The following is a 13,620-nucleotide window of genomic DNA, read 5'->3' on the forward strand; positions in this document are numbered from 1 at the left end:
TTAACGTAGATTGCAAGTTGTTTTATGAACGATTAAAAGAGGCATATATTTCATCCCTTTTATGTATTTTTACCTTCTGAATTTTTAAAATATTCACATGCGCAAACTCAAACTTATTTGGGACTTTCACGGGCCAAATGCAGAACAAACCGCAATTCACCATAATATTCATTTAAAAGAATACATTAAAATTGAAAACCTTGATATTAGTATTACAGGAGTTTCTAACTTAAGTGATATGCATAGCATTGCATTTTTGGTTGTTAATGAAAATGAAATGAAACCTATTCGTGATGCATTAAAACCACATCGTGGTCAAGTTTATACCGCAGAGTAACATATCAGCTTTAAGCTATTTGGGGAATTGCCTTTTTATATTACGAATAATATTCTCTAAACCATTTAATTTGAGTTCGTATACTTGTTCTAACATAAGACCTAACTTCCCTTTAGGAAAGCCTTTGCTATGATACCAAACTACATAATACTCGGGTAAATCAATTAAATACCGATCTTTATACTTACCAAAAGGCATTTTGGTATGCGCTAAATCTATTAAAAACTGTTGATCTGGTAACATGCCTATTTTAACTAATCGGTTAATTTTAACTCTATTTCTTAATAAAGATTCTTAAAAAGAAAGCTGTTTGAATAGTCAATAAAACTTACTTTTCAAACAGCCTCACTTATTATACAATCCATAAAGCGTTAATCTTGAACTTTAACTATGGTTAAATTATCGTGCATTACTAAATACGCTGAATCATTATAATAACCACCTAGGTGTTGTTTTTTATAGGCAAATTTATTCTCAACGTATTCCGTAAGTGGTGCATTAATTGTGGACATGTATAGATCTTTAGAAGAAGCCAATCGCAGAGCAACATCCATAGCTAGATCGAAACCTTTAACAGCACGTTTATTAGGAATAGTGTTGTAAATACGATTATACGTTTTTACAAAAGAATTATCCTGACTTTCGTTATACTCCAATGAGCCCGTAGCAAAGTGAAAACGCAGTTTAGACAAATGGTTGTTATTAATTTGATCGCTTTCAAATGCTGTATTTATGTTCGTAGTCACTAAAATAATTTCAACGGCTTGTTGCTGAGTTTCCGTATTTTCTTTACGAATTAAAGAAGCCAAAATACTCGTAACATTGGAAGCAAACCCATCGTCCTTAGTTTCTAAAAACACATAGTTTTTTCCTGACTTGAGGCCTTTACTAATATCTTCTCGAGTAGCAAAAAACTCATCTTTACCATTTTTGCCTTTTCTCGATTCGACATGATGAGCTACTGGAAAATCATTTTTAAGATCTCTAGCTATCGCTGAAGTTTTAGAATCGGAAACAATTAATACGTTATAATTAAGTGTATCTGCTTTTACAAAATTGACGATTTTTTGTTTTAACAATTCATCTGAAGGACGAGATTGAAAAACATTATCACGTAAGTTTAAATTTAATCCTATAGGTGATACCACTGGGATATGGTCGGCATTTAAAGCAGACGCTACTTTATCGAAACACATTGAGGTTAACGGCCCAATAACAGCATCGACATCTTTAAAATTATGGTCTTCCACAATTTTACTTACTTCGCTTACACTATTTTTAGTATCATAAACATCAAGTTTCAATGAAATTCCAAGTTTTTTCAAGGAATCCACAGCAACTAATACCCCTGAATAAAATTCTAAAGAAGCATTTAGGTACGGATCACTCTTGATGCTGTTTTTTGCATGTGAGACAGAATCAAAATCTACACGATTTAATCGGAAAGGCAACATCACTGCAATGTGCTGTGTTTTACGATTCGAAATACTATCAACAAGATTTACTTTTTCAGCTACTGAACCTCCTACAATAGGAGCAACTGCTTCAGAAAACGGAATTTTAAGAATCATACCAGATTTCAGTCCAGTTTCAGCTAAACCTGGATTGAGCGCTTCTAATTCCGATTGCTCTAAATCTAATTTTATTTTAAGCCTGTAAAAGCCTTCTTTAGGTAAAACTTTATAGTAGCTGTACTTTTGTTCATCGATAACTTTTTCTTCAGTCTCTTCAATATTAGGCACCAATAAAACTTGTCCTTCATTTAAAACATCACCCATACCTGGATTTAGCGCTTCCAATTCTTTTAAAGTAATACCAAATTTATAAGCTACACGCCACTTCCCTTCTTTAGGTAATACAATGTATTTTTTAGTGGGCTTCACTTCTTCAACAACCTTTACTGTTTTGTAGACAGGAATTTGAATCTTATCTCCTTTACGTAATGGGCTGGAGTATAAAAAGGTGTTATATTTTTTGATATCGGCTTCCTCAACATTGTACGTTTTAGCTAAGCTATATAATGTCTCTTTTCGCTTAACTCGATGTGGTTTTAATCCTTGAAACTCTCTTGAAACTGTAGTTGTGGTTTTAGGTTTTTCGGCTTTCGATATAGGAATTATTAATATCGTATTCGGTTTTAACCCTCTTTTAGCATCTGGATTTAACTTGTAAATATCTGAAGGTGTTACAAAATAACGTTTGGCTAAACTTTCAACGGTTTCTCCTGCTTTAACGTTATGTGTGCTAAAATTTTGAGCCTTAACACTTGTAAAAGTCAATACAAAAACCAGTACTAATAATATTCTATTCATAGTTTGTTATTATCTGCTAATATAAAGATAGTAAAACGTAAATAACTACGCCGTATTACATTAATTGTAAATAAAAAAGAGGCGGTCTAAAAAGTATTAAACACGTCATTCTGAATTTATTTCAGGATCTCATCATACTGATAACCAGTCGTTATGAGAACCTGAATCACGTTCAGGTTGACGAAAATTTTACTTTTTGTACAGCCTCTCTATTTTTTCATATAGTATGCTGAAACCAAAATTATGTAATTAATCCTAAATCACAAAATTTAAAGGTTTTCAGTCATCATCTTTATTCCCACTCTATAGTTGCAGGTGGTTTTGAACTAATATCGTAAACTACTCTGTTTACACCTTTTACTTTATTTATAATATCGTTTGATGTTTTTTGAAGGAACTCGTATGGTAAATTTACCCAATCGGCTGTCATACCATCGGTACTTTCAACAGCACGTAGTGCCACACATTTTTCATAGGTACGCTCATCACCCATAACACCAACACTATTTACAGGTAGTAACATGGCACCAGCTTGCCATACTTTATCGTATAGCCCCCAAGTTTTAAGTCCGTTTATAAAAATAGCATCAACTTCTTGAAGGATACGTACCTTTTCGGCAGTAATATCACCTAAAATACGGATTCCTAATCCTGGACCAGGAAAAGGGTGACGACCAAGTAATTCTGGATCGATACCTAAAGTGGCTCCAACACGTCTTACCTCATCTTTAAAAATAGCTCTTAAAGGTTCTACGATTTTAAGTTTCATAAAATCAGGTAATCCCCCAACATTATGATGACTTTTAATTGTTGCTGAAGGCCCTCCGGTTGCTGAAACACTTTCAATAACATCTGGATAAATGGTTCCTTGAGCTAACCATTTTACGTCTTCTAATTTATGAGCTTCATCGTCGAATACTTCTATAAAAGCATTTCCGATGGCTTTACGTTTTAATTCTGGATCTTCAATTCCTGCTAAAGCGGCTAAGAATCTATCTGAAGCATCAACGCCTTTTACGTTAAGTCCCATACCTTCGTATTGCTTTAAAACGCTCTCGAATTCGTTTTTACGAAGCAAGCCGTTATTTACAAAAATACAGTATAAGTTTGCTCCAATAGCTTTGTTTAAAAGTACTGCAGCCACGGTAGAATCTACACCTCCTGAAAGCCCTAAAACCACTTTGTCGCCGCCTACTTTAGCTTTTATAGCCTCAACGGTTTCTTCAACAAAAGAATCTGGTGTCCAATCTTGATTAAGTCCTGCAATACCTACTAAAAAGTTTTCTAAGAGTTGTTTACCATCTGTAGAGTGGTAAACTTCAGGATGGAACTGAATAGCAAAGGTTGTTTCTCCTTCAATTTTATAAGCCGCATTTTCAACATCGGTGGTACTTGCTAGTAACACACCATTTTCTGGTAATTTTTTAATGGTATCAGAATGGCTCATCCATACTTGGCTACCTTGACTGATATTTTCAAAAAATGCTTCTTCTGTTTTGATAAATGACAAATTCGCACGACCATATTCTCTCGTATTTGAAGGTGCCACTTCGCCTCCTGAAAAGTGTGCTAAATATTGCGCACCGTAACACACGGCTAGCATTGGCTTAACCCCTCTAATTCCTGATAATTCAGGGTGTAAAGCGTCTTCGCCTCTAACTGAGTTTGGGCTACCAGAAAGAATCACTGCTTTGAATTCTTCTACGTTGGTTGGAATTTTGTTAAATGGATGTATTTCGGAGTAGATGTTGAGTTCTCTAACTCGACGAGCAATAAGTTGAGTGTATTGCGATCCGAAGTCTAAAATTAGTACCTTATCATGTTGCATGCGCAAAAATATGAATTGATTTTTTATTGACGAATTACCTAACCGTTTTTTTGAGGTTTTTTTTAAGCCATGGTTTCTAAAATCATGCGAATATCTTCCTCGGTAGTATCTGGATTAATAAAGCAAAAACGTGAAACCGTTTCAAAAGTACTACCTGTTTTCCATTTTGTAGGCGTAACTAAAGCAAAGCCTGACTTATGATTTTCGTAAGTCCAATGCGTATAATCCTCCGGTTCCCATCCTATTCTTCTGTATAAAACACAGGACAAACTAGGGTCTCTTACTAATTCAACATGTGGCATTTCTTCAATTAAACGCCCTGCTATTTGAGCTAATTCTATACCGCGTTCTACAGCTTCTTTATATTTATCGGTGCCGTGCATGGCTAATGAAAACCATAAAGGCAAGCCTCTCACTCGACGTGTTAATTGTATTTGATAATCGGTTGGATTAAACCCATGAGCGCCTTCATCTTTAAAAATATCTAAATAGGAACCTTCCTGAGAATGCGCAGCCTTTGCTAACTCCGGGTTTTTATAAATTACCGCACCACAATCGTATGGAGAAAACATCCACTTATGCGGATCGATAGTAATACTATCAGCTTTATCGATACCTTTAAATAAGTGTTTCACAGAATCGGCCATTAAAGCCCCTCCGCCGTAAGCGGCATCCACATGAAACCATAAATTCTCTTTTTCACAAACTTGAGCGATACCCTCCAAATCATCTATAATTCCAGCATTTGTAGTCCCTCCTGTCCCTACAACAGCAAACAAGCGTTGTTTTTCTATAGGCGATAAGGCATTTATAGCATCTTGTAGCGCTTCTTTTTCTAAGCAATCTTCGGTATCAACAAGAACCACATCGATATCTGCAACTTTTGCCATGGCTTTCACCGACGAGTGTGCACCGATAGAAGTAATAATAAGTCCTTTTTGAGATTTATGTTCAGCATCACTATTTCGCCAATATTCGCGAGCAGTTACAATCGCCGAAAGGTTTGCGGCTGTTCCACCACTTGTAAACACACCAAAAGCCCCTTCAGGTAAACCTGTTAAAGACACCATCCAGCGCATGGCTTCGTTTTCACAAAAAATACCTCCGGCACCTTCCATCCAATACGCACCATGAATACTTGAAGCTGCTGTAACTAAATCGAACATAATGGCTGCTCTGGTTGGCGATGCTGGTACAAAAGCTAAATTTCTTGGATGATCTACAGGTACATTAGCCCCAGCAAGGTGTTTACGCCATAACTTAAAAGCATATTCGCCACCAATTCCTTTATCGGTAACGGTTTCGCCAACTAAGGCCTTTAACTCTTCAGCTTTTTTAGGTTTTCCAATTTTTGTGGTTGTAGAGGACACCCTATCGATAACATATTTCATGGTATCCATAGTCATCTCTACCAAATCAAAGTCAATCTTATGCATTTAAGTTATATTTTATATAAAAATCCAAAATTAAGCTTATCATTAGAAACTGTGAAATTTTAACAGCATTTAATCGAAAAGCTTTTCAGAAAACTATAAAGTCAATATCGAAAAGGCACCACCTAAAGGGTTCAGGTTTTCAATAAGACTAGGCACAAGCTTTTCTCCATACTCCAAATAAAATTGAGAAAAATTGGTGTTTCGTTCTTGCAGACTCTTATTTGGGAATAAAGCATTTTGAAGGTCGGTCATACGCAAAACCTCATCGGATAATTTTCGTTTCTGGGCTTGCAACAAACGTTTTTCTAGATGATCTAAGCCTTTTAATTGCTTCACTTCTTGCGCTTTTACTGCGCCTAAAAAAGATTTATCGGTTTGTTCGGCCAGATCGTATAAAGCCAAAAATTGCTCTTTTAGGTGTTTTTTCTGTGCAGAGAAATCAATATCTATATTAGAGATTTCACGTACTTTTTTATTGATGAAGGTACTTTGTTTCAAAAATAAATCTTGTGTAGAAATATCTAAATTTTTTAATTTTTTAAGCTGATTTTCAGTTTGAATTAAAACAGAATTTCGCAACAACAGCATGGGAAAAGGTACATCAACGGCATTAAAAAAGCCTTTCAACTGAAACCAATAGGCCAATTCTCCGCCTCCACCAATATAGCATAGGTTGGGTAAAATGACTTCTTGGTATAAAGGACGCATGATAACGTTTGGCGAAAAGCGTTGGGGATTTTTATTTAATTCCTGTAACAATTCATCTTCGTTCCATTGAAGGTTTGTGTTTAAAACTTTATAAACCTCATCTTCAAAAACGATACGCTCTCGTAACCGATCTTCAATGTAAAATAAATTTATTTCTCTAGGATTAACCTGTATTTTATAATCTTGAAAAGCTTCTGTAAGAGCATCGTTGGTTTTAGAAACCGCTTGAAACGACACTTGATTTAAAAGCTCCTGCTTCATAAAAGGAATAAAGTCCCTTTTCAAACACTTATTATTGGCATCTAAAATAACCAAGCCATACTCTTGAAATAAAGCATTGGCTAAAAAACGAGTCGCATCAGCTAAATTATCATGATCTAAATACGCCTTCTTAAAAAGTTCCTTAATGGTTTCGGCATGTGTAGTAGAACCTAATTCTTCTGAAAATACATCAAAAACGGCTTGCAAGCCTTCTGTAGATAATTCGCCTACAGGCCCCGTTGATTCGCGATTCCACTGAACTTTTTTTCCTTTAAAATTAAAATAGTTGATTTCATCGAAATCATGATCTTCTGTAGCCATCCAATATATAGGAACAAAATTGCTTTCTGGATGTTCCTTCTTTAAGGTTTTAGCGAGGTTTATGGCCGAGACGATTTTATATAAGAAATATAAGGGCCCGGTAAATAAGTTTAATTGGTGCCCCGTAGTAACAGTAAAAGTGTTTTCGGACTGCAACAATTCAATCTGACTTAATACCAGTTTAGACGTTTCCAGGTTTTTATATTGCTCTTTTAGAACAGCAACTAACGTGTTTCGAGACTCCAAACTAAAGGATTTACTTTTTTCTTCAATCTGAAGTTTAAAATTATCCAAGTTCGGAAACCTGTTATAAAACGGCTGTAATGTCTCACTTTCAGCTAAATAGTCACAAATTAATGATGAAAAATAGCCGGTTTTATTAAAAGGAAGGGTTTTATGCTGCATGTTCAGTAAAAAATCACGTAAATATACTGTTATTCTATTTTAACAAATCTAAAAATTAAGTTAAGATGCTTCAATTTGGCTTAACCACTAATTAATCCTGAGGTAACTTTTAAAGCTTTGTCTAAGCACTGTATTAATCCTTACTTAACCTTATTAACTTTCAACTAACTCTATGATAAACATTCAACATCAATCACATAACAAGTTTCCCGTGCACTCATAATACATTTGGTAATAACATAAACCAAACAAATTATCAATTTTTAATTATGAAAAACTTATTTAAACTTTTACTGCTTTTATTAGTACTTACAACCACGAGTACTGTGTTAGTCGCTTGTGATGGCGAAGACGGAAAAGATGGTATTGACGGTACTAACGGTCAAGATGGACAAGACGGTGAGGATGGCGCCGATTATTCTGTTGAAGACTTAATTCCTCTTGAATCGTCAAGAACACCTAACTTTTATAAGGTAGACCCTGCATTTTCTTCTATTGTTGTAACACCTATTTTATCGTCTGAAGATGTTCTAGAAAGTTCTCCAGAGTTCGTTTACGGTTCATTAGCTGACGGTGCTGGATTATTAGCTGAAGATGATGGGACATTTACTTTACTTAACAACATTGAAGGTGATTATTCTATTGCTAGAATTAAATTAAACAAAGATTTAAAACCAATGCACGGTGAATACATTTTAAATGCGTTTGCTACAGCTTATACCGCGCAATGTTCTGGATCTATGATTACTCCAGAAGAACATGGTTTTGGTCCTTTATATTTATCTGGAGGTGAATGGGGAGGTTCTTCTAAAGGTGTTTTTGCAACCAATCCATATAAAACTGCAGATAATGCTGATACTGCAATTATGCTTCCTAAACTAGGCCAATGGTCTACCGAAAATGCTGTAGTTATTGGTAAAGATGCTTACCCAGATGATACGGTTGCTTTTATTGGTGATGACCACTCTGATAACTCGGTACCTTCTGGACAATTAGGTATGTACGTTGGAAGTCGTGGAAATTTTGACGATGGACAACTTTACGGATTAAAAGTAACAACGGCTGGTATTGATTTTGAAATGGATATGGCTGAAGGTGTTGAATACGATGCTGAATTTGTTGAATTAAACGAAACACAAATCGATTTATTAGATGCTGAAGCGAAGGCTAAAGGCGTTATGGGCTTCTCAAGATTAGAAGATATCGATTGGAGACGTGGTTCTGCAGCTAACCAAAGAGAAATTTATTTTTGTGTAACAGGAAGAGATAAAGCTGATTTAGTTGGTAAGGGGTCTTTATTAGGACGTATTTACAAGGTCGTTTTAAATGAAAAGGATCCAACTGGAGCTGCGAAAATCACTTGTGTTTTAGATGGTGATATCGTTGGTGGAAAAGCTGATGGTTTCCACTCTCCAGACAACATCCTTGTTACCGAAAATTATGCATACATTCAAGAGGACCCAAATGGATACGCCTATTTAAACTCGAATATTTCAGGTTATGCTAAAATGTATCAGTACAACTTAAATTCTGGCGACTTAAAAACCGTTTTAGAGTGTGATCAAGATGCTGCTGCAGCTGCTGGTTATGGAACAACTTCTAACTATTGGGAAATTACTGGGATGATTGATGTTACTGATATTGTAGATAACGGTGAAAACACCTTTATTATCATTAACCAAAACCATGGATGGGAACCAGCTGATGGTTCGTCTTTTACCGACCCTAAAGCTAACTCATCTGATAGTGCCACAAAAGAAGGTTCTACATTATTCACCATTACAGGATTAGAGCGATAAAAAAACATGAATATATTCTTACTTAAAGTAAGAGCAAAGGCATATACTTTTGGTATATGTCTTTTGCTTTTATCAGGACTAGCGTGCAAAAGTGAAACCAGTAGTGAAACCCCAAAGGCTACAAAAAATGGCATTGAACAGATTTACTTAAACAACATAAAGCAAAGCATTGTAAACCTAGATGCTATTAATACTGTTGAAAACACGAATGATAAAATTGATAGCTACAAAAAAGCTAGACAGTATTTTAAATTGGCCGAACCTATTTTAGCGTATGTCGATCAAAACAATTACAAATCGATAAATGCGCCAAACATTTTACAAGTTCATGAAGACAGCCCTACCGATATAAAAATTAGAAACCCTTTTGGATTTCAAGTAATTGAGGAACTGCTTCATGAAACCCCAGTAGATACAAATAAAATTACCGAAATCGTTAATATTACCAGTAGTCGACTAAAACTGATAGAACAAAACACCCATATAAATTTAAAGGATTATCATGTTATTTGGTTATTACGAAACCAAATCGTGCGCATTGCAACTACAGGAATTACAGGATTTGATTCACCTGTTCTGGGACAATCTTTAAAAGAAAGTCAATTCACGTATGAAACTTTAGAAGCCATTATAAAACTTTCAGAAGATAAATTCACTTCAGAAACTTTATATAAATCACTTTTAGATGCTATAGAAAAGGCTAAAACCACTCTAAATGCCGACTTCGATACTTTTGATCGTTACGCCTTCATTAAAAATCATATTCATCCGCAGTTAAAACTTTTAGTAGACGCACAAAACGATTGGCAAGTAAGCTTTCCTTTTAACCTGGCTTTATCCAACGAACTCACATCATTGTTTACAGAAGAAACTCTTAATATGGATTTCTTTACAGATTATAAAAGTGATACCACCAATTTGGCAAACAAAGTGGCCTTCGGAAAACAACTTTTTAATGATAAAAACCTTTCCAAAGATCGAAACATGGCCTGTGCCACCTGCCATATTAAAGAAAAGGCTTTTACTGACGGACGTATCACTTTTGACAAGCGCCAAAAAAGAAATACCCCTACCCTTACCTATGCTTCCAATCAGCAATTGTACTTTACCGACGCTCGTGTGGGGAGTTTAGAAGGTCAAATTGTTGGTGTGGTAAATAATCACGATGAGTTTAATATGTCTATGGACTCGATCATAACAAGGGTAAAAAGTGATAAACACTATAAACATGATTTAGACACGCTCTACCACAACAAACGAGAAGATTTCAATATAAGACACGCTATAGCATCTTACATTAGAACCTTGAATACCTTCAATTCAAAATTTGATAATAACATAAACAACCTAGAAAACACATTAACCGCAGAAGAAAAACGCGGCTTTAATTTATTTATGGGTAAAGCGGCTTGTGCTACTTGTCATTTTCCTCCTATGTTTAACGGTACGGTTCCTCCAAATTTCACTGACACCGAATTGGAAATTATAGGCGTTCCGGAAACCAGTGAAAACAAAACACTTGATGACGATTTAGGGCGATACGACATTTTTAAAACTAAGGAACGCATTGGCGCTTTTAAAACTCCAACAGTAAGAAACATCGAACTTACAGCACCCTATATGCACAACGGTGTGTATAACACATTAGAAGAGGTTGTTAGTTTTTATAATGAAGGAGGAGGCGTTGGTTTAGGCTTTAATCTAGAACATCAAACACTCCCATTTGACCAATTAGAGCTAACTGAAGATGAACAACATGCTATTGTATTGTTTATGAAAAGCCTTACTGATTATACCGAAACAAACTCAAACTTATAACTCAACAATCTGAATAGTAGGATTTTACACATTTTTTTCGTATCTTAACAACATGTTACACCACAAAAAACGACATCATGAAAAAACTATCCTATTTAAGTACTTTAATGGTGTTTGCTTTATTTTTATTTGGAGCAAACACCTTAAACGCACAAGACGACACTAAAGAACAATTTACAGAAATTGAAGGCAAAGTGATTGACGCAGAAACTCATAATGATTTAATTTTTGCTGATATCGTATTAGAAAACTCCAACATAAGTACCGTAAGTAACAGCGACGGGCATTTTGCATTAAAAATACCATCCACTTACGCTGATGGTCATATTGCCATTTCTTACTTGGGTTATGAAAAAATCATCATACCAATCTCCGATTTTGAAAATCACCGAAAAATAAGTCTGAAACCCGTTAACACCACTTTAGATGTTGTGCAAATTTCAACCACTCCAAAAGATGCTGAAGCTGTAGTTTTAAACTGTTTAAGCAAAAAAAGTAGTTTATATAGCAATAAAAACACGTTAATGACGGCTTTTTATCGTGAAACGATTAAAAAACGAAGAAAAAATGCTTCATTATCTGAAGCTGTTGTTCAAATCCACAAACAACCTTACGACAATGTAAAAAGTGATTATATTGAATTGGTTAAAGCTCGAAAAACAACAAATTACAAAAGGTTAGACACAGTTGCTCTCAAATTACAAGGCGGACCATTTAGTAATTTGTATACTGATATGATTAAGTATCCAGAATACATTTTTACTTCAGAGACTATGCCTATGTATGACTTTAAATTTGATAAAGCTACAAAAATCAATGAGCGCTTAATTTATGTGATTAACTTCAAGCAAAAGGCTAATATTACAACACCACTTTTTTACGGTAAACTATTTATTGATGCCGAAACTTACGCGTTAACAAATGCTGTGTATAGTTTAAATGTATCTAACAAAGTATTATCAAGTGAAATGTTTGTTAGAAAAAAACCAAGAAAAGCTGATGTTTACCCTATTGAAACGGCTTATCGGGTAAATTACAGAACCAAAGATGGTAAATGGCATTATGCTTACAGCAATATTTCATTAACTTTTAAAGTCAATTGGGAAGGCAAATTATTTAACAGTACGTATACCTTAAATAGTGAAATGGCGGTAACAGACTGGGAAATTGCTGAATCAAAACTGGCAAAAAACAGAAATCAAATTTTAAGACCTACCACCATTTTAACCGAAAAAGCTTCAGGCTTTTCAGATCCTAGATTTTGGGGTGCTTACAATATTATTGAACCTGAAAAATCGATCGAATCGGCGATTAAAAAAATTCAGAAACAATTAAAACGAACATAGTTCTGCTAATAATTGTTAGTAGTTAATTTAACCAATATAGGCTCATGATCAGACCATTTTAAATTGAAATTTTCATGAGCCCATATTTGAAAACTTTTATCGGGTAATACATAATCCAAGCGCATTGGGTAACTTAACAAGTGATAGGTACCACCAAAACCAGACCCCTTTTCAAGAAAGCTATCCTGCCTACCTTGACTGATTAAACGGTAGGTTTCAGAAAAAGGTGTCGCATTAAAATCACCTGCTACAATATACTTTCCTTTAAAGCCTTCTATATTTTCTAGTAATAACTCGGTTTGTGCACTTTTCATTTTCTGACCAACGTCTATTTTGGGATAAACCGCCTCTAAGCCTTTTTGTGTAAAAAACTCTGAATCCACTTCTACACCAAAAGATTGTAAATGCACATTATAAATTCTAATAACCTCTTCCTTATACTGTACATCGGCATACATGGCATTATTAGACGTATTGGGAAAATCGATATATCCTGTATTTACAATAGGGAATTTAGATAGAATAACTTGCAAGGATTTACTAATACCACGTCGTTTTCCAACAAAAGAATATGGGTAATTATCAAAGCTGTGTTTCTGTATGGTCCAAAACTCTTGAAACACTACAATATCAGCATTCTGAGTATTAACAAAATTGGTTATCGCCTCAATTCTGGGTTTTATTTGGGTCCTATCGGAAGTGTGACCAGCACCTCCTCCGCCTCTCACATTAAAAGTTAAAAGCGTTAGATTATCATGTTCAACGTTATGATTATCAAAATTAAAATTGAAAAATAGCACATGAGAGCAAGCATATACCACTAAAGCGAACCCAGCGAAAAAAGCGTCCTTTCTTTTTAGAAAAATAAATACAGTAAAAAGGAGCCCGTTTAAAACAACAAGACCAGGTAGTATAACAGAAAAAATTAGAGACCATACATTTTCGAAGTACCGAGTAATGATACAACCAAAAACGAGAAGTAGTGGTATAACAATAGCTATAATACTACGAAGCACGACATAGGTGCTTTTAAAGATATTCAAAAGGCT

The 13,620-nt window shown here is 34.9% G+C and carries 10 protein-coding genes; 4 read left to right on the forward strand and 6 right to left on the reverse strand.

Annotated elements, in window-relative coordinates; genetic code table 11:
- Positions 1-97 precede the first annotated feature (97 nt).
- Positions 98-337, forward strand: coding sequence for a hypothetical protein (locus tag JJL45_RS13595; protein ID WP_067145903.1), 240 nt, complete (start codon positions 98-100; stop codon positions 335-337).
- Between the two features lie 15 nt (positions 338-352).
- On the opposite strand, the gene JJL45_RS13600 is transcribed toward JJL45_RS13595, so the two are convergent.
- The 5 genes from JJL45_RS13600 to bshC form a co-directional block, all read right to left on the reverse strand.
- A complete protein-coding gene (locus JJL45_RS13600; protein WP_067145901.1) occupies positions 353-580 on the reverse strand; it encodes a DUF3820 family protein in 228 nt (75 codons plus the stop codon).
- A 128-nt stretch (positions 581-708) separates the two neighbouring features.
- Positions 709-2,649 carry a LysM peptidoglycan-binding domain-containing protein gene (locus JJL45_RS13605; RefSeq protein WP_068601988.1) on the reverse strand — a complete coding sequence of 647 codons (1,941 nt, stop codon included), beginning with the start codon at positions 2,647-2,649 and terminating at the stop codon, positions 709-711.
- A gap of 292 nt (positions 2,650-2,941) precedes the next feature.
- Positions 2,942-4,477, reverse strand: a complete 1,536-nt coding sequence (guaA, locus tag JJL45_RS13610) for a glutamine-hydrolyzing GMP synthase (protein WP_068601986.1) — start codon at positions 4,475-4,477, stop codon at positions 2,942-2,944.
- Between the two features lie 62 nt (positions 4,478-4,539).
- Entirely contained in the window at positions 4,540-5,913 is a 1,374-nt protein-coding gene (locus JJL45_RS13615; RefSeq protein ID WP_068601984.1) for a pyridoxal phosphate-dependent decarboxylase family protein, read from the reverse strand.
- 93 nt (positions 5,914-6,006) lie between these two features.
- Positions 6,007-7,608 (reverse strand): bacillithiol biosynthesis cysteine-adding enzyme BshC, encoded by a 1,602-nt coding sequence (bshC, locus tag JJL45_RS13620; RefSeq protein ID WP_068601982.1) that lies wholly within the window; start codon positions 7,606-7,608, stop codon positions 6,007-6,009.
- A gap of 269 nt (positions 7,609-7,877) precedes the next feature.
- Here bshC and JJL45_RS13625 point away from each other — a divergent pair, with 269 nt between their 5' ends.
- From JJL45_RS13625 to JJL45_RS13635, 3 genes are all read left to right on the forward strand, one after another.
- The gene (locus tag JJL45_RS13625) at positions 7,878-9,407 is read left to right on the forward strand and encodes an alkaline phosphatase PhoX (RefSeq protein WP_202664170.1); all 1,530 of its coding nucleotides are present in this window, start codon (positions 7,878-7,880) and stop codon (positions 9,405-9,407) included.
- 6 nt (positions 9,408-9,413) lie between these two features.
- Positions 9,414-11,225, forward strand: coding sequence for a cytochrome-c peroxidase (locus JJL45_RS13630; protein ID WP_068601980.1), 1,812 nt, complete (start codon positions 9,414-9,416; stop codon positions 11,223-11,225).
- Positions 11,226-11,302: 77 nt separating this feature from the next.
- On the forward strand, positions 11,303-12,571 hold the full coding sequence (locus JJL45_RS13635; RefSeq protein WP_068601977.1) for a carboxypeptidase-like regulatory domain-containing protein: 1,269 nt from the start codon (positions 11,303-11,305) through the stop codon (positions 12,569-12,571).
- A gap of 5 nt (positions 12,572-12,576) precedes the next feature.
- Here JJL45_RS13635 and JJL45_RS13640 read toward each other — a convergent pair whose 3' ends face one another.
- Positions 12,577-13,614 (reverse strand): endonuclease/exonuclease/phosphatase family protein, encoded by a 1,038-nt coding sequence (locus JJL45_RS13640; protein ID WP_202664171.1) that lies wholly within the window; start codon positions 13,612-13,614, stop codon positions 12,577-12,579.
- Positions 13,615-13,620: the final 6 nt, after the last annotated feature.

The organism is Tamlana sp. s12 (genome assembly GCF_016767215.1).
GTDB lineage: Bacteria > Bacteroidota > Bacteroidia > Flavobacteriales > Flavobacteriaceae > Pseudotamlana > Pseudotamlana agarivorans.

Excerpts from the sequence above, each read along its gene's own strand:
- JJL45_RS13595 (WP_067145903.1), top strand. The coding sequence starts at position 98 with ATGCGCAAACTCAAACTTATTTGGGACTTTCACGGGCCAAATGCAGAA.
- JJL45_RS13605 (WP_068601988.1), bottom strand. The coding sequence starts at position 2,649 with ATGAATAGAATATTATTAGTACTGGTTTTTGTATTGACTTTTACAAGT.
- JJL45_RS13625 (WP_202664170.1), top strand. The coding sequence starts at position 7,878 with ATGAAAAACTTATTTAAACTTTTACTGCTTTTATTAGTACTTACAACC.
- bshC (WP_068601982.1), bottom strand. The coding sequence starts at position 7,608 with ATGCAGCATAAAACCCTTCCTTTTAATAAAACCGGCTATTTTTCATCA.
- JJL45_RS13615 (WP_068601984.1), bottom strand. The coding sequence starts at position 5,913 with ATGCATAAGATTGACTTTGATTTGGTAGAGATGACTATGGATACCATG.
- JJL45_RS13600 (WP_067145901.1), bottom strand. The coding sequence starts at position 580 with ATGTTACCAGATCAACAGTTTTTAATAGATTTAGCGCATACCAAAATG.
- JJL45_RS13630 (WP_068601980.1), top strand. The coding sequence starts at position 9,414 with ATGAATATATTCTTACTTAAAGTAAGAGCAAAGGCATATACTTTTGGT.
- JJL45_RS13635 (WP_068601977.1), top strand. The coding sequence starts at position 11,303 with ATGAAAAAACTATCCTATTTAAGTACTTTAATGGTGTTTGCTTTATTT.
- guaA (WP_068601986.1), bottom strand. The coding sequence starts at position 4,477 with ATGCAACATGATAAGGTACTAATTTTAGACTTCGGATCGCAATACACT.